Below are 23,940 nucleotides of genomic sequence, written 5' to 3'. Positions count from 1 at the left end.
TATGTATGGAAGGCGAATTCGATGTTCTTTATATCCATCCAACCAAATCACTGTTTAATACTGAATATTCCATCATGCCCCTTGGTATAGTTGCCTTATTAAACATGCTTATTAAGGCGGGGTACCGCGTAAGAGGTATTAATTTGGGGGTTGAGAATGCGTTAACTCCAAACTATTCATTGATTGATGAGCTGAAACAAACACATTACAAATTATTATTGGTAGATTTGCATTGGTATGAACATAGTTATGGTGCTACAAGTGTAGCCGAGCTTTCCAAATCTGTTCATCCGCACGTGCCTGTAATCATTGGCGGACTAACTTCAACAATTTACTGTGAAGAGATTATTACAAATTATCAATGTATTGATTATGTTATTCGAGGGGATAGCGAAAAACCTTTAAGGATGCTGGTGGATCATCTAATTCGAAACCAATATCACTTGAATGAAATTCCTAATATAGGATACCGCTTAAAAGGTAAGGCAATTGTTAAAGACATTACTTATGTATGTTTGGAATCGGGTGATTTTGACTACATTTCATGTGATTTTATGAAAAATAAGCGGTTCACCTATTTTACTACCGAAGCCGGACTTGATCTAAGGTTTAAGAAATATCCTATACTGCTTGCACGAGGTTGTAACAGAAATTGCTCCTATTGTTGCGGCTCCTCCAAAAACGGAATGGATTTATTCGGAATTAATGGCATGAGGGTACGTCCACCTGAAGAAGTAGTAAACGATATTGAAAGATTGTCTAAAATGAAAGTGAACACCATATGTTGTTCACATGATTTCTCATTATTTCCCTCTCATTATTACGAGGAAATATTTTCCTTAATACGGAATAAGAGAATTAACATTGGGTTGAATGCTTACTGTTGCAGAGCTCCGTCCGAGTCTTTTGTTAAAGAAATGATCAAGACCTTTACGTTGGATTATAGCCAAATATCAATATCCTTGATCTCTGGAGACGAACATGTCCGTAGACAAAATGGAATTTACACAACCAATTCTCACATTCACCAGTTGTTTGAATTTTTGAGCGAATCAAACGTCAGGACACATATTTTCTATTCGTTTAATGCATATGGAGATGATTATTTGTCATTTCAGCAATCTTTGAAGCAAATTGAATCAGCAATTGAACTGTTTCCATCGCAACAATTATCAGTTTCTATGGGAGTATATGTCTTGGACCCCCTTGCTCCGGTACGGTCTTTGCCTTATGAAATCAACTCCGAGTTAAATACGTTTCAAGATTATGTGGATTATTGTAAGAATGGTTCCTGCGATTATTTTATTGGTTATACAGATAATCTTTCTAAAGAAATTAAAGATAAAGTTGAACTCTATAATTGTTTTAAATCCAACCTGGAACAATATTTGTCAAAGCATAGTAAATCGTATCAAATTCGTTAGAAGGGAGAGAAGATATTGATGGGAGAAGGTAACATTCAACGCTATATCTTAAACCAGTTTCGAGATGGAAATATTGATAAGAGCACTGCATTTGAATATTTAAAAGAACTGCAGCAATTATCCAAATCAATTGAAACCGAGGTAGCTATAGTTGGAATTGCTGGTAAATTCCCTGGGGCGGATAACAAGGATATATACTGGAGTAATCTTGTTAACAAGAAAAAAAGCATTGCCTCGTTCCCGCAGACTAGAAAGAGGGATATAGAATCCTTCCTCCCTGAAGGTATAAGTTTACCCAATGGCGGGTTTTTAAGCGAAGTGGATAAGTTCGATGCGTCCTTCTTTCGAATTTCTCCTAACGAGGCTGTTGCGATGGATCCAAGCCAAAGGTTATTCTTAGAAACTGCTTATGAGGCTGTAGAAGATGCGGGTTATGGAGGCAGTTGCCTATCTTATACAGATACCGGAGTCTATGTAGGGGTTGATCATACTTATAAATCAGACTATAGCAAAGCATTACCGGATGGGGATATCCATTCGTTAATCGGCTCATATTCAAGTATTCTTGCTAGCCGTGTTTCATATTTTCTAAATTTGCTGGGTCCGAGTGTTGTAATTGACACTGCATGTTCTTCAGGACTTGTAGCATTACAATCGGCATGTAGGGCATTAATAAATAATGATTGTAAAATGGCCATTGTCGGTGGGGTAAGTTTATTCCTACTGCCTCAATTTAGTGAAATGTCCGGACTTGTATCTCCTGATTATGAAATCCGGGCATTTGATAGTAAAGCAAATGGAACTGTATGGGGGGAAGGTATAGCTGCTATCGTAATTAAGCCACTTAGGGCTGCGATAAACGATAAGGACTATATTTATGCAGTGATTAAAGGCAGTTCTGTAAACAATAATGGTACAACCAGCGGTATTACTGCATTAAGTGCAGAAGCCCAGTCGCGATTAGTTTTAAAGGCTTGTCAACAAGCTAATATTAACCCCGGCGTGGTTTCATATATAGAGTCGCATGGAAGTGGAAATCTATTATCTGATGCCATAGAAATTCAAGCATTGAGTAAAGCATATTCCAAAGCCACTGGTGAAAAGCAGTATTGTTCGCTGGGTGCATTAAAACCTAATATCGGGAATTCAGTAGCGGTTTCAGGTCTGGCGTCAATCATTAAAGTTGCAATGTCATTAGATAAACGCCAAATACCTCCGGTTATAAATTTTGATGAACCAAACCCGCATATTGATATGTCTGAATCTCCGTTTTATATTTCCAATAATTTAACGGAATGGAATAATGGTGGGGAAACGCGATATGCTGCAGTTAATTCTTACGGGTTCAGCGGGACCAACTGTCATATCATCTTAGAACAAGCACCCGATAACCAGCCTGTTCTTCCGGCTAACACAGTTGATGAATCTTTCCTGTTTACGCTTTCTGCTAAAACTCTGGTATCACTGGCTAAACTGCTCGAAAGCTATATTGAATTTCTTAATCAAAATAAGAATCTACATATCGCAAATATTTGTTATACAGCGAATACGGGCAGAGGACATTATCATTACAGAGTTGCTGCAATTGTGACGGGTAAAGAAGATTTGGTGGATAAGCTGACATTTATTTTAATGAACATTCAAAATATTAATGCAGGTAATCTTGATATAAAGATGCAGGATGATCTATATTATGGGTTCAATAAGAACCTAAAGGGTTCAAAAGCGGTCTCAGTTGACAACCCGCATGTTCATAAAGACGCAACTGCCTATAGAACTTTCCTTAGGCAATTAGCTGTCAAGTATTCTAACGGTTCGGCGATTGACTGGGACACTGTTTACCAGGAAAAAATGCAAAAAGTTAATCTTCCAGTCTATCAATTTGATAGAGAGCGTTATTGGGTTCCAATATTGGAACAGAAATTCACGGTTAAAACGACCAAACCCATTCAGGAGAAAACAGATATCAGCCTTAGCGGAAGAGAGCATGGGTTGTATAACGAGACTGAGATTGAACTGGCTAATATTTGGGCAGAAGTGCTTGGGGTAAAGCACTTGTCTATAAATGACAGCTTTCTTGAACTTGGGGGCAACTCTCTTAACGCTATGATGATGATCCAACGTATTCACGAAAAGTTTTTATTCGAGATAAATGTACTTGCCATATTCCAATATGAAACGTTACAAGACTTAGCCGCATATATCGGTTTAAACCTGAACGCACATAATACACAAATAATTCAAACCATTGATAAGGCTGAATATAGGTCATATTACCCGACCAGTTCATCACAAAAAAGATTATACATGCTCCATCAAATGGATAATACAGGGATCGAACACAATCTTTCATCGGCATTTATTATTAAAGGACGTTTGGACTTGGCGAGATTTGAAGAAGCATGTTTAACGGTTATAGAAAGACATGAACCATTGCGTACTATATTTGATTTTGTCGATGGAGAAATTGTACAAAAAATTGTTGATGCCCAGCTGGCAAACGTATGTGAAGATATTAATGAGAAGGAACTGGCTGATACTATAAAAGGTTGGATTTGCCCGTTTGATTTAAGTAAAGCTCCACTTATCCGGATAAAGATTGGAAGAATGAATGAAGAAAAAAGTTTATTGTTCATAGATGCTCATCATATCATATTTGACGGAACTTCTTTAAGTATATTCATTAACGAATGCCTCCATTTATACAACGCTCAGAATTTGCCTGATTTAACGGTGACGTACAAGGATTATAGTGTATGGCATAACTCGCAAACAAATAGTGAAGCATTCATGCGGCAGAAGGACTATTGGTTGAACGTTTATGAAGATGTTCCTCCAATGCTAAGCTTACCAGTTGACTTCCCAAGACTTCCGTTTCAGGATAATGTTGGAGAGGTTTTCTCGTTTCATTTTAATGAAGAGTTAACTCAAAAGCTCCAAAAAATAGCTATTGAACAGAAAACAACAATGTTTGTTGTATTTCTTGCTATTCTCAATGTGTTCATATCCAAAACTTGTGGACAGGATGATATTTTAATTGGAACGCCGGTTTCCGGAAGAACAAGCCGTGATATGCAGTCTATGATTGGCTTGTTTATCAATACTATAGTTCTCCGCAATAAACCAAATCGCAAAAAAAAGTTTATAGATTTTTTAGCGGAGGTAAAAGCGGACACCTTTGCTTCCATTGAAAATCAATTGTATCCCTTTGATGAATTAGTATCCCAGAAAGTAAAAGATCGTGATATGAGCAGAAACCCCCTGTTTGATATCATGTTGGTTTATCAGAACTTCATGATGCCTGCGATGCAAACAGAGGATTTTGAAATCATACCGTATGAATTTAACCAAGTGTCCGTTCCCTGTGATTTGACCTTTGAAGTGATTGAATGGGACCATCAACTGCTTGTTAACCTTAAATACAGAACCCAATTATATAAGAAAGAAACGATTGAAAGACTATCCAAGTATTTCAATCATTTAGTTATGAATGTGATTTCTGACCTGAATAAACCAATTGGTGAAATCCCGTTAATTGCACCGGATGAACGGGACAGGATACTTGCCGATTTCAGTAACTCTAACACAGTAATGCCGATAAAAGAGCGGACGATACATAGTTTAATTGACGAGCAGTGCTTGAAATCCGAATGTGATACCGCCGTTATTTTTGGCGATAAGCATTTAAGCTATGGGGATCTTAAAAAAAGGTCAGATCACTTATCCAGTTTATTACGGAAAAAAGGAGTCGATATTGGCACTGTTGTCGGCCTCATGGTTGATCGTTCAGTTGAAATGCTGATAAGCATGATAGCGATCCTTAAGTCAGGCGGTTTATATTTACCTCTGGACACGGAGTATCCCCAAGAACGCCTGAATTATATGATAAGCGACTCGCAGGTTAAGGTCCTTATAACTACAAAGGCGGTTCATGCTAAAAAGAGTTTTGATGGAACTGTGGTTTATTTGGAGGATTTGGATTTTCAAGGAGCGGACGGAGAAGAGCTAGAGGATAAAGTGGAACCGGATGACCTTGCTTATATGATGTATACCTCCGGTTCAACCGGAAAACCGAAAGGAGTAATGATTGAGCATCAGGCGGTTCATAATTTTATTGCATCAATGACCAACCGAATAAGCTTTAAACGGGAGACAAGAGTGTTGGCTGTGACAACAACTTCATTTGATATTTCTGTGCTTGAACTATTATTACCGCTTACTGCAGGATCTGTTGTCGTTCTAGCGGATGATAAGGAAGTCAAAGATCCGGAATTATTAATAGAGGTAATTAAAAAAAATCAAATTGAGATCCTGCAAAGCACTCCGTCACGGATGAAGCAACTGCTATACTGTGATCCGAATCTGTTAGTTAACAGTTCTTTGAAGAGTATTTTGATCGGCGGAGAAATTTTACCCTATGCCCTGGCCAGTCAATTGTTGAATCATAATGCCCGGATCTATAACATGTATGGTCCGACCGAATCTACCATTTGGTCTTCTATCAAAGAAATAACCGAGCTTGATGCAGTTACTATCGGCAGACCCTTAGATAACACGAGGATGTATATTCTGGATGAAGATTTAAATGTACAACCCACCGGGGTTGCAGGGGAGTTATATATTGCCGGGGCAGGCCTGGCTAGAGGATATTGGAATCAGTTCCAGTTGACCCAAACGCGATTTGTTCCTGATATTGTTTGCGGGGAAGAGAGGATGTATAGAACTGGGGATTTAGCAAAATGGTTACCTGATCGAGAGATTGAGTACATTGGCAGAATGGATAACCAGATGAAGATAAGAGGATATAGAATCGAACCTGGAGAGATCGTCGAAAATATGTCAGCTATCAATAAGATTGAGGATGCTTACATAACGAAACAACAATATCAAGATGGTACTTCGTACCTTTGTGGTTATTATCTTGCCGATATTACGATCTCCGATACGGAATGGCGTGAGTTTCTTTCAAAGAGGTTACCTGATTTTATGATTCCCTCTTACTTCTTTCGTTTGAAGCAAGCGCCATTGACGCCGAATGGAAAGCTTGATTTGCAGACGCTCTCTTTAGTCGGAGAAATTCCGAATCAAGTAGAGTTTCATGCACCTAAAAATGAAATTGAATCTGGCTTAACGGCTATATGGTCTGATTTGTTGAACAGAGATAAGGGAAGTATAAGTGTACTGGACAGCTTTTTCAATGCGGGTGGGAATTCATTACTCCTGTTGAAACTAAAAAATGAGATTGATAAGTGGTATCCGGGAGTTTTTGCAGTGGCCGATTTATTTGCGAATCCGACCATTGAAAAAATGTCTGCGTTTATTCAGCTCAAACAGGAACAGTTGCAAGCTGCCCCCCTTATACCAATTTCCTGGCCGAAAGAGTATATTCTCGATGAGTATGCCATAGGAGATAACAGTTTAGGCATAGACCTAAACATTAAAGGTCAGATCAAAACAGGTTTAGAAAAAGCTGCAGTGAAAATGGGAGTGTTCGAAGAAGATATAATATTGGCGGTAATTATTTATGTACTGGATAAGCTGTCACATAACGAAAACAAAATAACAATACAAGTGATGGATGCCCCGAAACATATCAAATCATTATTTTTTGATCTTTCTCTGATAGAAAGCTTATCTCAACTGATCAGAAGGATTTCGCAAATTAAATCTTTAAAGGAAGCCATTCCTTTATCAAAAATAAGTGATGTTATGAAGAATAAAGAACCGGGCTATATATTTCCAATATTTTATGACAAGAAATTACTTAATAATCGTGTGAACTTGTTAGATGAATTTGATCTTATCCTCGGTTTTGATAAGTCGTTTAAGGACAACAGCTGGCAATTGCAGATCAACAGTAATAAAGTCGGCAGGGATTCATTGGCAGAAATTGCGAAAGAATGTGCGGGAATTTTGGATTATATTGTTAATAAAGGCGGGATTATTCAATAGAGGAGGTCAGGTATGGAGAAATGGTTAGATATTGAACTTGATGAACTTACTCAAAGCAGTGATATATCAATATCTTATTCGGAACCGGAAAAAAATGAGGATATCGCCATTATAGGAATATCGGCAACTATGCCACACTCTGAAGATATCTATGATTTCTGGAATCATCTTGCTGACGGGAAATCCTTAATCGGACCGATTTCAACTTCAAGGAAAAGAGATTTGGAAAAATTAATGATGTGGTCTGATCCTGGCATTGATTTGAAAACCGTTCAATATGAAAAACAAGCATTTTTGAACAGGATTGATGCCTTTGATTACGAATTTTTTGAATATTCCCCCCAAGAAGCGCGATTAATGGACCCTAATCAAAGGTTGTTTCTTGAATCAGCCTGGTCAGCCATTGAGGATGCTGGATACGGAGGTCAGAAATTACGCGGATCAAGAACCGGTGTATTTTTAGGGATAAGCCAATTCATGAGTGATGATTATTTTCGGATCTGTTCAAAAGCAGAGCCTGGGATGATTGCTTCCTCTATGGCAGGTAATTTGGGAGCAATGATTGCAAGCAGAATTGCTTACCATATGGATCTCACAGGACCGAGTCTGGTTATTGATACGACTTGTTCATCATCGCTTGTCGCTGTTCATTATGCATGCCAAGCGCTGAGAAATAAAGAGTGTGATATGGCTATAACCGGAGGCGTCAAGATTTCGCTCCTTCCCTTCTCAAAAGGAGGGAAGATGGGGATTGAGTCAGAGAACGGACTAACCCAGACCTTTGATGATGCTTCAACTGGAACAGGATTTGGTGAAGGAGTTATTTCCCTCCTTTTGAAACCATTAAAAGAAGCAAGAAGTGACTGCGATTCCATTTACGCTATTATCAAGGGAACGGCAGTGAATCATGACGGGAGAACAATTGGATTGACTAGCCCCAATCCCGATGCGCAAGCAAAGGTAATTGAGCAAGCCTTGAAGCAGGCCACAATACATCCCAATACTCTTTCATACATTGAAGCGCATGGTACTGGAACCAAGTTGGGTGACCCGATAGAAATCGAAGGAATTAGAAGAGCATTTGGTAAATATACAGACCGGAAACAATTTATTGCGGTCGGTTCTATAAAAACGAATATAGGGCATTTAGATAATCTTGCCGGCGGGGCAGGATTATTAAAAGCTGTACTTTCTCTAAAGAATAAAGTGATTCCCCCGAGTTTGAACTTTAATCGGCCTAACAGCCAAATCGACTTTTTGAATTCACCGGTATTCGTAAATACCAAGTCGCTGAATTGGGAAGTTAACGGTCCAAGGCGGTGTGGAGTAAGTTCTTTTGGTTTAAGCGGAACAAATTGTCATGTTGTTTTAGAGGAATGCCCCGAAGCAAATGATAGAAAGGATGAGCAAGGAAGCCGTTGCCAAATAATCTGTATTTCATCCAAAAGCAAAGAAGCACTCTGTAACTTAATCAGGAAGTATAAAAGAATGCTCCGATATGGAGCCGAAAGTAATATAAACTATATTGGGTATACAGCAAATACAGGAAGGGACCATTACCAGTACCGGATAGCACTTATTGTAGAGAGCTATCTTGATTTCAAAGAAAAGCTTGAACAACTGGAAATCAATAAAATCGAGGAGCATGGTCTAAATAATATTTATTATAGTTGGGACAAGAATTTGAGGAGAGACGAAAGTATCAACGAAATTTCGGCAATTGCAAATCGTGTAGTTAAAGAAGTACCCGAAGGAAACGATCGCCGAACTTTCTTAAATAGCCTTGGAAGTCTTTACTGCCGAGGGGCAATGATTGATTGGGACCCATTATATAAAGAACATGATAGAAGAAGGGTTAATTTACCCTCCTATGGTTTTGTGAAAAGACGTTGTTGGGTTCCAATCAATGTATCCAGCAAAGATTTAAATAAAGATATTTACTATATAAATAGGTGGATCGAACAGAAAAGTCATATTTTTGACCAGAAACAATATTCACCAAGTGGATTAGTTTTGTTATTTGAAGATGAATCAGGGATTGGCAAGGAAATAGCCAAAGAACTGGAGGCTAGAGGTGAACATGTTATTAAGATAGGAAAGGGAAAAGCTTTTTCAAAATTAAGTGACACCCAATATATTAGTGAAGATAACGGGATGTCTTATTTGCAATTATTTAATGAATTAAAGGATAAGCAGATCAGCAAATTGATTCATTTAAGAAGTATTTCACCAAATAATGAAAGCGATCCATTGACAGGCTTAACCAAGGGGCTGGAGCACGGGGTCGATAATTTGTTTCAACTTATAAAATCCTTATACTCAACAAATTTTTTGTTATCTCAGTCTGGTGACTTAAATGTTTATTGCATATCACAATATGCTTACCAGGTCACAGAAAGTGATACGACGGTTTATCCCGAACGTGCTGCATATTTCGGTTTAGCCAAAGCGATTGGACAGGAGAATTCAAAGCTGAAATGCAAGTGTATTGATGTCGACAGTGAATTTTTAGTGGATCAATTGATAAATGAGATTATGTTAAGTGATATGAAGCAGAGTCATGTTTCTTATAGAAACGGGATAAGATATACACAGGAAATGAAGCAGACTAGCCTGGACAATTTCAAAAGGCATGACCGCAAAATTAAAAGCGAAGGGGTATACCTGATAACGGGTGGACTAGGTGGTATTGGTAAAGAATTAGGTATGCGCATGGCTTCTGAAAACAGTCCCAATATTGTGCTGATAAATCGAAAAGAGATGCCTGATCGGTCGGAGTGGGATGATATATGCAATGATCACAAAGCAAGTGATTATGTATGCGATAATATCGAAGTATTGCTCGAAATGGAGCAGCAAGGTGCTACTGTCGAGGCTTATGCCGCTGACGTTTCGAACTATAAGGCTATGGAACAGCTCATTAATCATTTAAGAAGCAAGTACGGAAATATTAATGGAATTATCCACTGTGCCGGTGAACTCAGAGATAACGAGTTTTTATTTAATAAGGAGTTTGAAGATTTTTCGAGAGTAATGGAGGCCAAAACACGGGGGACCTTGATCCTTGATTTGTTGACTGAGAAGGATGATCTTGATTTTTTTGTATTATGTTCATCTATCTCATCCATTATTATTCCGCCCGGGCAAGGGGATTATATTTCAGCAAATGCGTTCCTGGACTCTTTTGCAGCATATAGAAATATAAAAGGCAAACATTGTACAAGCATTAACTGGGCAGCATGGGATAAAACCGGTATGGCCGCCAAAATTCAAGATAATGAAAATGGTTTATTCAAAACATTATCTGCTTCAATCGCTATTCTGGGTTTTACTGAAATTATTGGCAGGGATGTGCAGCAGGTGATAGTAGGTGAAATAAATAAGCAGGCACTCTATCTGGAGCCGCGTATGTCATTTGATTTCTCCGAAGAGATAAGAAGGGGAATCGGGCCAAAAAATGATCAGTCAGCAACAGTTGGAGATTCCCAAAAACATGGCAGTGTCATTTTGACCGGTAAATCATTAGAAGCTGATTATACCGAAATAGAGCAGGAAATCGCAACGATCTGGTGTCGCCTCCTAGGTATTAATGAAATTAGTGTACATGATAACTTTTATGATTTAGGTGGAAATTCTTTACTGTCTGTTGCTATCGAAGTAGAGATGGAGAAACTTGGATTCAATATTCAGTTCTCTGATGTAGAAACGTATCCCACCATATCCGAGTTAGGACAGTATATTAACCGTGCATATAGTCTAGTGGAGGGAATATGAAAAAAGAAAAAATGATCAACGGAATTCAGGCGTTTAATGATTTTTATTATAAAGATTGTTTTTATAATGCTCTTTTTCCTATTGTATTGCATTTCGGAAGGAACATTATGAATTTTTTCTATAATGATATTTCCTTTTATACATGTAGGGAGCAAAAAGACTGGACAAGCTTTCAAGCAGATTATTTGTCGGAGAACCCTCTAGAGTCTGTAATAGAGTCCATTGGAGTTCATGTGAATAAATTGGGCAGAGTATCCGATGTGGTCAAGAAATTGCAGGAGTCTTTGGACAATGATTATCCAGTCATTCTCTCGATAGACTGTTTTTATATGTCCATTCGCAGAGACACTTTCATGAAAGAACATCATCCGCATCATATATTGATATATGGTTATTCCGAAGAGAGAAATCACTTCTTGGTGATGGAACATAAGCATAAAGATAGCTTGTCATATGACAAAACGGAAGTTAGTTTTTCTGATATTAGTAACTCGTACCAAGGGTATCTGGTCAATTTTTGCGGGCAGGAGAAATTTAGTTATCTTGAGTTTTCTGAAGGGAGGTTTAAGGAGGGAACAGAATCTATAAACATGTATAGAGAACAATTTAAATCGAATTTATTCAAACATAATGAAATCATAATTCAGGGGCTTGAATCCCTGGCGGAGTACACTAATATTTTCAAGAAAGAGCTAGAGGAAGGGATGCAATTCCCGGCATATATAAATAACCTGTTGAAAAGTGTAAATACGACAGTAAATGTAAAGAAGGTAGAGACTTATCGTATTAAAAATTTACTTCCAGAAAATTTAATTATAAGGAGCTATTGCGAAAAAATACTATCCTCATGGTTATTTGTAAGAAATGTCCTAGTTAGATCTATGTATATTTGCGATATTAAAACAGACTATTTTGAAAAGTGTACCGAAAAACTGGATGAAATTCATCATTTAGAACTGCAATATATGAATTTATTGCTCAAATATCATTAATAAAAAAAGAATAGGGGAGTTGACATATGATAAATTTGGAGGAAAGAGTAAGGGAGATTATCACCGGGATTTTGAAGGAAGAGGATCTTTTTGAAGAGGACCCAGAGAATATTGTTCGTAACCTGACCCAAGATGATGATTTACAAAATATCGGGTTAAATTCTTTTATGATTATAAAAATAGTGGTTGCTTTGGAAACTGAATTTAAGTTTGAGTTTGCAGATGAAGAACTAGAAAGCTTAGATAGATTAAATACGATTGGAAAACTAGTCAAGTATATTCGTAATACACTAGGATAGTAACTTGAAAGGTGAGAGCTGACGAATGAAGAAAACGAATTACACTGAAGAAGGGATTGCTAAATGGTTTTATAATTATATTAAACCGCATAAGATCTGGCTGATAGGTGGTATTGCTTTATCTTTAATTATTATTTTCGTAGAAGTGGTATTGGCGTATTACTTAAAACAGATTATTGACCTGGCTCTAGAAGGAGAAAAAGGGCTGTTTATTCAAACAGTTTTATATATGGCGGGGATAATCCTTTTTAGTACAGCCATTATCTACTTTAATAGGCTGTTTCTAATTCAATTTGCCGGTAAAACTACGAAGGATATCCGTGTTGCTGTGTATTCTCATCTGTCTAATATTTCTGTTAAATATATAGAGAAAAACAATGGTTCGGAAATTGCGGCAAGGCAAAATTCAGGAATAACTTCAATAGAAGCATTTTTAAGATATCAGATGCCGGAGCTCTTTTTTCAGCCGTTACGATTTTTGGTTGCGTTTGCATGTATGCTTTATATCGATTGGAAATTAACATTATTAAGTTCGATGCTGGTGCCTCTTGCTATTTTTTTGGGAAACAAGATCAGCAAGCCATATGGTTCTTACTATAATGAATTGAATGAAAGACAAGGAAGCAAAGGGAGAATAATTCAGGATGCCATTAGTGGTTTGAGCATCTTGAAGATTTTCAATCTGGAAGGAATTTTTGCTCAAAAACATGCTTCTATAATAGACCAGGAAGTAAATACTTCATTAAAAATTTTTAAGCTAAACAGTTTAATGGAACCGGTCCAGGTGGTTTTGAGATTAATGCCCTTTGTCTTATGCGTAATACTTGGGGGCTACCTCATTACGCAAGATGTGCTTACCCTGGGGACGTTGATGGCATTTTTACAATTACAGAATTACATTATTGAACCAATGAACAAAATACCGCACCTGATCCGGGATGTTCGGGGTATAGAAGGGGCATCATCTTATATTAGGGAGTTACTGAACGAGACTATTGAAAACGTAAATGAGACTGACAGCAGTGAAGTACATATCGATTCTTCTTCTGAGAATGTTATCAAATTTAATAATGTATCATTCAGATATAGGGATGAAGGTGAACCGGTTCTAAATAATGTAACTTTCGACATTGCTCCCAACAAAATGTACGCACTGGTTGGAGCAAATGGTAGCGGAAAGTCGACAATTTTTAAGTTAATAACCGGATTATATTCAGTGTCTCATGGAAGTATCGAAGTATTTAACCGGCCTTTGGACGAGAGAAATCTGAATACTATAAGGCAGCATATTTCCCTGGTTTCGCAAGATAGTCATATGTTCCCTATGACTGTAGCTGAAAACATTGCAATTGGTTTGCCTGAGGCTTCGACTGAACTTATAAGAAATGCTGCAAAAATGGCAAATGCCCATGACTTTATCATGGATCTGCCTAATCAGTATGATACCATTGTCGGCCAGGACGGCATGAATTTATCAGGCGGACAAAAACAGCGTATATCGATTGCAAGGGCATTACTTAAAAATGCACCTTTAATCCTTTTAGATGAACCAACGTCTGCATTGGATAAGTCAGCAGAACAGTCTTTACAAAAGGAACTTGACATCCTTGCTGACAATCGAACTGTCATCGTTATCGCTCACAGCCTTTCGACCATTATGAAGGCGGATCATATTATAGTTATGAATCAAGGTGAAGTAGTAGGAATAGGAACGCATGAGGAATTACTGGATAACAACTTAGTGTATCATCAACTCTATAAAAATCAAATTGCTTCGCATGATGTCGCTATTCCGGGAGATGTGGCCAACTAATGAAAAAAACAAGTACGCTTAAAGATTATATTGCGCTGTTACAGATAATAAAGCCACGCACAATTCCATTTGTAATTGGGACTGTTGGTCATGGTGCAGTTAGTGCAAGTATCTATATCATGATAGGTCTGATTATGAAGTTTATGGTTGACTCCGCAGTGAAGGACAACTCTCGATATTTGACATATGCCATTATTTTATCCTTAGCTACAGCTGTGGGGGCCGGAATATTATTATATGCCTTTAATTATTTGAGAAACAAGTGCGCTAAACATGCGATGGCTGATCTGCAAAAAAAGGTTTTTACTCATATTGAACATTTGCCTAACCGGTATTTTGAAAAACATCATTCAGGTGAAGTGATCTCAAAATTAAGTAATGATATAGGTTCAATTGAGAATGCTTTTACCTCAAATATTTATATGATTGTATTTGCCGTTTTTTTTGGTATGGGGTCTATAGTATCCATGTTTATTTTAGACTGGCGGTTTGCCGTTCTTTTTATAGCAATTGGTGCATTGACTTCTTATGTAAATGTGTTCTTTTCCAGAAACTTAAGAAAGATCAATGATAAGCTGCTTGAGAGGTTAGGTAAATTAACTGAAAAAACGATAGATTTAATATCCGGCATTGTTTTGGTCAAGATGTTTCCAATCAGAAAAAAGTTTATTCAACAATATAGTGATTTGAGTGAAGATACGTTTCAAAGCTATAAGGATTCCCAACGAAAAAATGCCGGCATAGAATCAATGAACTTTTTTATTAACTGGGGGACTTACGTATTAACCCTTGTCATTGGCTCAATCCTGTTTCTTTCTAATTCGAGAGAGTTTGGAACAATTATTGCTATCGGTCAATTGCTTAACGGAGTAACCTTTCTGTTCGGCAGTATAAATACTTTTATCGGAAATCTACATGCACCTTTAGCTGCGGCTTCCAGAATAAAGGCAATACTTGAAGAGGAAACTGAACATCTGAACGGATCCGTAGTCGTTCGATATGCGGATAACAACAACGAATGTATTGTCCTGAAGGATGTATCTTTTGATTACGATGATGGCACACATGTGCTGGATAATATCAATATGCTTGTTAAGCAGGGTGAGATTGCAGTATTAAGTGGCCCAAGTGGTAGTGGAAAAAGTACAATTATAAAAATTTTAACAGGCCTTGTTCCAATAAAACATGGTGAAGTGTACGTCAATTTAAAGCAATTCAAAAGTGGCTTGTCTTCAGAAACATCTGTTTTGCAATTAAGAAACGTTATATCTTATATTCCGCAAAATGCTTTTTTATTTGATACAACAATTCGTGAGAATATAAGTTTTGGTCGGTTGGGAGCTACCAATGATGAGATAATCATGGCTGCCAAAGAAGCACACGCCCATGATTTTATCATGAGTCTCCCAGATCAGTATGATACCATGGTTGGAAGTAATGGAGTACTTCTGTCCGGTGGGCAAAAACAACGAATTGCCATAGCCCGATGTATCTTGAAAAATGCCCCAATCATTCTTATGGATGAAGCAACATCATCACTAGATCCGGAAACCGAAGCTGTTGTTCAAAAAGCGCTGGCAACATTGATTGAGGGTAAGACAGTGATCACAATAACCCACAAAAAGGAATCCTATGGTGCTGCTGATGTTATCTATACTTTAGCGAATGGAACATTAAAAGAAGATAGAATGGTAATCAGTTAAACTACTCAATGCTGATAAAGTAAACTGAAATAAGGGAGGCGATAAATGTGCAGAAACTCCTACCTTTAACCCATCCGCAGAAAAGAATTTATTATTCCAAAGAAATAAGTTCTAATCCATCTCTTCATAACATTGGTGGGGTTATTCGCATCAAGGGATCCGTCGAACTCGACAGGTTAGAACATGCGATTAAACGGTTTATTCAAAAAAATGAAAACACCCGTACTCGAATATTCAAACAAAATAATGAAATGTTTCAGCATATCGGCTATTACGATGTGCCTAAAATTGATTATTTTGATTTTAGTGGATTTGGAGAAGCGGAGAGCTTATTCGATGATTGGGTTCAAAAAGAAGCCTCGAAACCATTCTCCATAGAAAACGATATTCTCTTTTATATAGCAATGTTTCGAATTTCACTTGGCGAAACAGGTTATTTTGTGAAATTTCATCACATCATTGCTGATGGATGGTCACTTCAACTGTTGACTCACCAAATCCATACTCTATATGAAGAGAATTCAAAGGAACGTCTTCTTATAGATGATGTTTCATACAGCTATATTAATTATTATGAACGGGAGAAAAAATATTTAGCATCGGCACGATACGAAAGGGACAAGGTTTTCTGGAAGGAGAAATTAAAAGATTTACCCGAAGTTTTCTTGAAATACAGCTCTGATGATTTCACCGGAAACCGGGAGACATTTAAACTGGATTCATTGCTTTCTAATCAAATCAGAACGTTTGTTCGAAGTCATAATATTTCTATGAATATTTTTTTTGTATCTGTATTTCTAATGTATCTATATAAAACTACAGAAGCTGAAGACATAATTATTGGTACTCCCGTAATTAACCGCTCTGGAAAAAAAGAAAAAGACACTTTTGGGATGTTTACAAGTTCAATGCCGTTTCGTACAGCTATCTATGGGAAGGAAAGTTTTAAAGATCTGATTGTCCGGATACAAAAAGAAATGACCAATTATTTTATCCATCAGAAATACCCTTACGATTTATTAGTGCATGATTTAGATCTTAAAAAGCAGGGTTACGATAATCTCTTTAATTTATGTGTTAATTATTATAATACGACCCACCCCAAATCGATAGAAGGTAAGTCTGTTGAAAATCATGAATTCTACAACGGTTCACAATTGTATGCCCTGCAGTTCGTCATTAAGGATTGGGATTGTTCCGGAGCGTTGACATTAGATTTTGATTACAAAGTGAAAGATTATACACGGCAAGAAGTTGTCCAGATGTTTAGGAACATCAATCATTTAATGCAGGAACTTATGATCAATCCCGGGACAGAATTAGAGCTGATTCCGGTTATCTCCGATGAAGAATCAAGGGAGTTACTATTAGATTTAAATAATACCTTTGCAGCATATCCTAAAGGTCGAACGACCATTCAAATCATTGAGGCTCAAGTAGATAAAACACCCAACAAAATTGCTGTTCTGCTTGAACAACAGGGCTTTACTTACCTTGAACTGAACCAAAGGGCAAACCAGGTGGCCTGGTATCTTCAATCAAGAGGCATCACTCGTGGCGACATTGTTGGAGTAATGACTAATCCTTCTGTTGAAATGATTATAGCAATATTGGGAGTTATGAAAGCTGGGGCAACGTATCTTCCAATTGATACGAGTTATCCGCAAGAGAGAATATCTTATATTATTAAAGATTCTGGGATCTCTCTATTAATTATGGATGAATATGATGCTTCCTTTGATTTCGCAGGAGAAATTATTAACGTACATAATAAGAATTTAATGAATGAAGACACCTCTAACCTGGGTATTATAAGTCACCCGGATGATCTTGCTTACGTGATGTACACATCTGGCTCAACAGGGAATCCCAAAGGGGTAATGGTCAAAAATCGGGGCTTATTAAACTATTTATGCTGGGCTGAAAAGACCTACATTAAAAACGAACTTGAAATTTTCCCTCTATATTCGTCTCTTTCATTTGATTTGACTGTAACCTCCTTATTCACGCCATTAATCAGTGGTCACCAAATAGTAATTTATCAACAGGACCCATCAGAATTTATCCTTCACAAAATATTTCGTAAAAATCTGGCTACCATTATAAAACTTACACCAGCTCATCTTTCACTTATAAAGAATTATGATTTTCGAAGCTCTTCTATAAAGCGAATCATCGTGGGCGGCGAAGATTTAAAAATGGATTTGGCTAGAGCGGTATACGAAATCTTCAATGCCGATATTGAGATTTATAATGAGTATGGACCTACAGAAACTGTTGTTGGGTGTACCGTGCATAAATATAATTATCAAACGGATAATAGAATTTCTGTACCTATAGGTCGGCCAGCTCATAATGTACAACTATATGTTTTGGATCGATTGTTGAAGCCTCTTCCTAAGTATTCTGTAGGAGAGCTATATATTGCAGGTGAAGGGGTTGCAGAAGGTTACTTAAACAACCCGGAATTGACTGCCGAAAAGTTCATTGTTAATCCATTTACACCGGGCGGAAAAATGTATAAAACAGGTGATTATGTTCGTTTAGTTGATGAGGGGGTTCTGGAATACAAAGGGAGAATTGACCAGCAAATTAAGCTAAGGGGATATCGAATTGAACTGGGGGAAATTGAACAAAATTTAATGCGCATTGAAGGAATAAATGAAGCAACAGTTATTATTTACGAAAAAGATAATAATAAAAATCTATGTGCATACGTCACTTGTTCTCATCCAATTCATGAATTGAATATTAGGCGTGAATTAGCCTCTTCCATTCCAAGTTACATGATTCCGGATTATATCGTTCAATTGGATTACATACCTCTTGACCATAATGGCAAGATTAACCGAAATCAGTTGCCACATCCGAAAATCCCCATGGAAATAGAGGATCAGCATACTGCATTAAATAAAGAAACTGAAGTTCTAATTTGTGTGTTGAAAGAAATATTACAAAATAGCTCTATTCAAGCTAATCATAATTTTTATCATTTGGGCGGCGATTCAATTAAAGCAATACAAATTACATCTAGCTTGTTGGACAAAGGATATCATTTATCTGTAAAGGATATATTGGCTAATCCAATAATTTTAAATATGGCGATGTTAATCCGGCAGGAAAATCGGTATGTTTCAAATTCCGGAACAAGTATAGGCACCGTGAAGCACACACCAATCACAAAGTGGTTCTTTGGCCAGCGTTTTGAGAATTTAAATTACTATAATCAGTCCGTTTTATTGAGAATTAATGCTGAGATCACACTAACTCAATTAAATGAAATTATGGTGTATATTGTGGACCATCATGATGCTTTAAGGCTTAACTACAATCAGAAAGAACAAATTTTGTATTATCAAAATGATTATTTGCAATCCTTTAAAATGGATCTGGATCATTTCGGAAATGAACCATTTGAGCTTATGCCTATTATAGCTGGCAAATTAAAAGCAAGTTTAGATATTACAAATGGATTACTTTTTAAAGCGGCCCCATTTAAAACGGAAACAGGTGATATGTACCTATTGCTTATTGCACACCACTTAATAACGGACGGAATATCCTGGAGAATATTACTGGAAGATATCAGTTTGCTGTTAAAGCAAACCATAAATAGGATGAGCTTATCTTTGCCAGCTAAAACGGCATCTTATCAAGAATGGGCTGAGTTTTTATATGGCAAGAGGGATGAAATGGAAGAGCGGGAGCGGGAATATTTGGATTCGATCTATGCGGATAGGCCAATATATAAAAAATGGGAGATCACATCTGAAAATGCATTAGAAAATGCAAAGAAAGTGTCTCTCCTTTTGTCAGAGGTGTACACTAAGAAATTGCTTACTACAGCAAATTATGCTTTTAATACACATGCGAATGAATTAATGATAATAGGGACCGCTCTGGCGGCAATTGACTCTTACGAAGGCAAAAGGGAAATTGTCATTGAGATTGAAGGTCATGGACGTGAAATGTTGGATGCAAAGCTGGACTTATCACGAACCGTTGGATGGTTTACTACGATGTATCCGGTAGTTTTAAAGACCGAAGCAACTGGTGATCTTACAATTGTATTGAAAAGGTGGAAAGATCAGTTACGTTCAGTACCCATGAATGGGGTGGGTTTTGACATGTTCTCAAATCATTGTATGAGTCAAACTAACAACGAAGTGTATATGGCGGAGATCCGGTTTAACTACATGGGTGAGTTCGATACTGCATTCAAGAGTCAATATATTGATTGGAGTCATATCTGGACTGGGCCTGACATTGATCTGAAGAATCATTTGACGGCAGAGATGGATATTATTTCGATGGTCGTAAAAGACCAGCTCCGTTTCGAAATAACTTATAACAGCACTTTGTATTCTGATGATTTCATAACAGGTTTTGTTCAAAACTTAGAAAATAGATTGAAAGAAATTGTTGATCATTGCCACCAAACCACTCATGTTAATTACACTCCATCTGATTTTGATGCGGCGGAGATTAGTCAGGAGGAGTTAGATAGTCTGTTTCTATAGTTACAAAATTTATGTGTGATTAAGGAGAAAGTATGATTGACTTGAAATCCTCATTACAGCTGTTACATGTGGATAACATTAAAATGCATGAAAATTTCCAACCGACCAGATTGGAAAAAACTATGTCTGCTATATTAAATGATAGAATGCTGATAAATCCTATAATCACAACCAGGATCAATGAACAAGAGTATATGATAATCGATGGAGTTCACCGTTTCTTATCTTTAAAAGAGCTTGGTTTTAAAGTAGTCGCTTGTCAAATTGTGGAGGAGAGAGATGTAGAGCTAAATATGTGGTCTCATCTTGTAAAAGCAGGTGAATGGTTAAAAGGTTACGCAGATAAAAATGTGATAGTAACAGGAAAGGAGCTCAGCACTCAAAAATATGCCTTTAAAATAACGGACTCAAAACAAGAGTCATTCTATTACTATTTAAATGATGACCACAATTTAATGAGTTATGTGAATGCAATGCATAATATTGTTGCTAAATATAGCTGTAAACCCTTTCTAAGAGTCAGTGAACTAAATGAGAGTGAGATTATTGGCGAAGACATATTGGTAGATTTTTATAGTTTTAGTATGGGGGAAATAAATAAGCTTGTGTCTAGACGGGGACAATTACCCACAGGTGTAACGCATTTTTCTATAAGTAACCGATTACTAAACCTGAAAATACCTTTGGAATACCTGGAGCCTGACGGTTATGGGCATAGCTGGCTGGATTTTTTGGTGAATATTCAACAGAAACTTAGATATTATCCGGAATCCGTATATATTTGTGAGTGATCCGAAAGTCTCTTAACCATATGGATACCAAAAGTATTTAAATACATATAGTTGACCGGGTGTTATGAAATGTACAACGGGGGTGCTTTGATTATGAGGAGGCATTTAATATCTTTAAATGATCTTTCGTATGCGGATTTGTGCCAAATAATACAACGCAGCACGGACTTTTCAAAGGGTAATGTGGAAATTCAACAATTATTAGTCGGACAGATTATCGGCATATATTTCAAGAAAACTTCAACAAGAACAAGAACAGCCTTTTCCGCGGCTGCATTAAGAATGGGGGCACAGATTATATCTTATGGCCCTAATGATCTACAGATAAACACCGGGGAAACCATTGAGGATACAACTAATGTCCTTTCAGGTATGTTGGATTGTCTAGTTGCCAGAACAGCAGGGGAATGGTCAGAAATGCAGATGTTTGCCTCACAAAACAAAATGTCGGTTATTAATGCAATGAGCGCAGATGAGCATCCTACGCAAGCTTTGGCGGATTTAACGACAATTAAGAATCACTTTGGTAAAATTGAGAATATAAAAGTACTTTATTTTGGTGAAGGCAATAATACTGCAGCAGCATTAGCTCTTGCTCTAACCAAGTTTCCGGGCGCTGAGTTGCATCTTAGAACACCCCAAGGATATGGACTGAAGCCGGAAATTCTTCAAGCTGCTCAACAATATGCTCAGATCTCCAGCGCAAAAATTATTGAGAATCATGATCCGTTTGACTTACCAAATGATATAGATGTCATATACACAACAAGATGGGAAACTACAGGTACGAGTAAAGAAGATCCTTGCTGGAAGGAACGCTTTCAGCCGTTTATGGTAACAAGTCGGTTAATGGATTCATACTCCAGTGCTGTATTTATGCATGATTTGCCTGCACACCGCGGTGAGGAAGTTGAAGCAGACGTTTTGGATGGGCCTGCGAGTATAGCGTTTGTGCAGGCAAAAAATAAAATGTACAGTGCGATGGCAGCCATGGAATGGTGTTTAAGCTCTAGCAGCAATTAAGCAGAGAAAAAGAAAGTTTGTATTGAACACAAAGCCCCACAAGATGTCACTTTTTCTGAGTGTCCATCTTGTGGGTCATGGCCGTCGGCAACTTCCGAAATATTTAATGTTGAATATGCCGGTTGAATGATGTATATTGGTAGTCCTATCAACTTTTAAATAAAGTTGGGCCAATGGTAAAAAATACAGCTTGTAAGATTTGTTGATATCGTGATATACTATTAATCCGGCCGCATCAAGGCGGTTAGGACAGCAAGAGATTATCTTAAAAAAACTCTTGCAAACGAATTTTGAATATGATATATTATAAAAGTTGCTGCTGATGAGAAATTGATCGAACGCAACAATGTTGATCTTTGAAAACTGAACAACGAGTGAGTATCGGAATTCACCTTATTGGTTTCAATAAAGTGATTCCACAAATGAGAATTTATTCTCGTCAGTTTCAAAATGAGCTATCAGCTTATTCGATAAAGTTTCGGATCATCCGGAACGACCTTATTGGAGAGTTTGATCCTGGCTCAGGACGAACGCTGGCGGCGTGCCTAATACATGCAAGTCGAGCGGAGTGATGAGGGAGCTTGCTCCCGATTCATTCAGCGGCGGACGGGTGAGTAACACGTAGGCAACCTGCCCCTTGGACTGGGATAACTACCGGAAACGGTAGCTAATACCGGATAATTTCTTTTGCTGCATGGCGGAAGAATGAAAGGCGGAGCAATCTGCTATCAAGGGATGGGCCTGCGGCGCATTAGCTAGTTGGTGGGGTAACGGCCCACCAAGGCGACGATGCGTAGCCGACCTGAGAGGGTGAACGGCCACACTGGGACTGAGACACGGCCCAGACTCCTACGGGAGGCAGCAGTAGGGAATCTTCCGCAATGGGCGAAAGCCTGACGGAGCAACGCCGCGTGAGTGATGAAGGTTTTCGGATCGTAAAGCTCTGTTGCCAGGGAAGAACGTCCGTTAGAGTAACTGCTAACGGAGTGACGGTACCTGAGAAGAAAGCCCCGGCTAACTACGTGCCAGCAGCCGCGGTAATACGTAGGGGGCAAGCGTTGTCCGGAATTATTGGGCGTAAAGCGCGCGCAGGCGGCGATTTAAGTCTGGTGTTTAAACCTCGGGCTCAACCTGGGGTCGCACTGGAAACTGGATCGCTTGAGTACAGAAGAGGAAAGTGGAATTCCACGTGTAGCGGTGAAATGCGTAGAGATGTGGAGGAACACCAGTGGCGAAGGCGACTTTCTGGGCTGTAACTGACGCTGAGGCGCGAAAGCGTGGGGAGCAAACAGGATTAGATACCCTGGTAGTCCACGCCGTAAACGATGAGTGCTAGGTGTTAGGGGTTTCGATACCCTTGGTGCCGAAGTTAACACAGTAAGCACTCCGCCTGGGGAGTACGGTCGCAAGACTGAAACTCAAAGGAATTGACGGGGACCCGCACAAGCAGTGGAGTATGTGGTTTAATTCGAAGCAACGCGAAGAACCTTACCAGGTCTTGACATCCAACTAACGAAGCAGAGATGCATTAGGTGCCCTTCGGGGAAAGTTGAGACAGGTGGTGCATGGTTGTCGTCAGCTCGTGTCGTGAGATGTTGGGTTAAGTCCCGCAACGAGCGCAACCCTTGACTTTAGTTGCCAGCAGGTAA

The 23,940-nt window shown here is 38.1% G+C and carries 10 protein-coding genes and 1 rRNA gene; all 11 read left to right on the top strand.

The features are described 5' to 3' along the window. Positions 1-5: 5 nt before the first annotated feature. Positions 6-1,424, top strand: a complete 1,419-nt coding sequence (locus F1381_RS00055) for a B12-binding domain-containing radical SAM protein (RefSeq protein ID WP_151732792.1) — start codon at positions 6-8, stop codon at positions 1,422-1,424. Between the two features lie 18 nt (positions 1,425-1,442). Further along, positions 1,443-7,376 (top strand): non-ribosomal peptide synthetase, encoded by a 5,934-nt coding sequence (locus tag F1381_RS00050; RefSeq protein ID WP_151732791.1) that lies wholly within the window; start codon positions 1,443-1,445, stop codon positions 7,374-7,376. A gap of 12 nt (positions 7,377-7,388) precedes the next feature. Then, entirely contained in the window at positions 7,389-11,150 is a 3,762-nt protein-coding gene (locus tag F1381_RS00045) for a type I polyketide synthase (RefSeq protein WP_151732790.1), read from the top strand. Further along, on the top strand, positions 11,147-12,142 hold the full coding sequence (locus F1381_RS00040) for a BtrH N-terminal domain-containing protein (RefSeq protein WP_151732789.1): 996 nt from the start codon (positions 11,147-11,149) through the stop codon (positions 12,140-12,142). The genes F1381_RS00045 and F1381_RS00040 overlap by 4 nt, the downstream gene beginning before the upstream one ends. A gap of 26 nt (positions 12,143-12,168) precedes the next feature. Then, positions 12,169-12,441 (top strand): acyl carrier protein, encoded by a 273-nt coding sequence (locus tag F1381_RS00035; protein WP_151732788.1) that lies wholly within the window; start codon positions 12,169-12,171, stop codon positions 12,439-12,441. A gap of 25 nt (positions 12,442-12,466) precedes the next feature. Further along, positions 12,467-14,254, top strand: a complete 1,788-nt coding sequence (locus F1381_RS00030; RefSeq protein WP_151732787.1) for an ABC transporter ATP-binding protein — start codon at positions 12,467-12,469, stop codon at positions 14,252-14,254. Then, the gene (locus F1381_RS00025) at positions 14,254-15,957 is read left to right on the top strand and encodes an ABC transporter ATP-binding protein (protein WP_151732786.1); all 1,704 of its coding nucleotides are present in this window, start codon (positions 14,254-14,256) and stop codon (positions 15,955-15,957) included. Before F1381_RS00030 ends, F1381_RS00025 begins: the two co-directional genes overlap by 1 nt. Before the next feature lie 47 nt (positions 15,958-16,004). Next, positions 16,005-20,477 carry a non-ribosomal peptide synthetase gene (locus F1381_RS00020; RefSeq protein ID WP_151732785.1) on the top strand — a complete coding sequence of 1,491 codons (4,473 nt, stop codon included), beginning with the start codon at positions 16,005-16,007 and terminating at the stop codon, positions 20,475-20,477. Positions 20,478-20,545: 68 nt separating this feature from the next. Beyond that, positions 20,546-21,268: a ParB N-terminal domain-containing protein gene (locus F1381_RS00015; protein ID WP_222850409.1), complete on the top strand. Its 723-nt coding sequence runs from the start codon at positions 20,546-20,548 to the stop codon at positions 21,266-21,268. 69 nt (positions 21,269-21,337) lie between these two features. Beyond that, positions 21,338-22,291: an ornithine carbamoyltransferase gene (locus tag F1381_RS00010; protein WP_246187849.1), complete on the top strand. Its 954-nt coding sequence runs from the start codon at positions 21,338-21,340 to the stop codon at positions 22,289-22,291. Positions 22,292-22,789: 498 nt separating this feature from the next. Further along, positions 22,790-23,940, top strand: a 16S ribosomal RNA gene (locus tag F1381_RS00005); the annotation flags it as partial.

This window comes from Paenibacillus tengchongensis, assembly GCF_008973665.1.
GTDB classification, from domain to species: Bacteria; Bacillota; Bacilli; order Paenibacillales; family Paenibacillaceae; genus Paenibacillus_AQ; species Paenibacillus_AQ tengchongensis.
The sequence above is the reverse complement of the archived record's forward strand: the minus strand, read 5'-3'. Positions and strand labels throughout refer to the sequence as shown.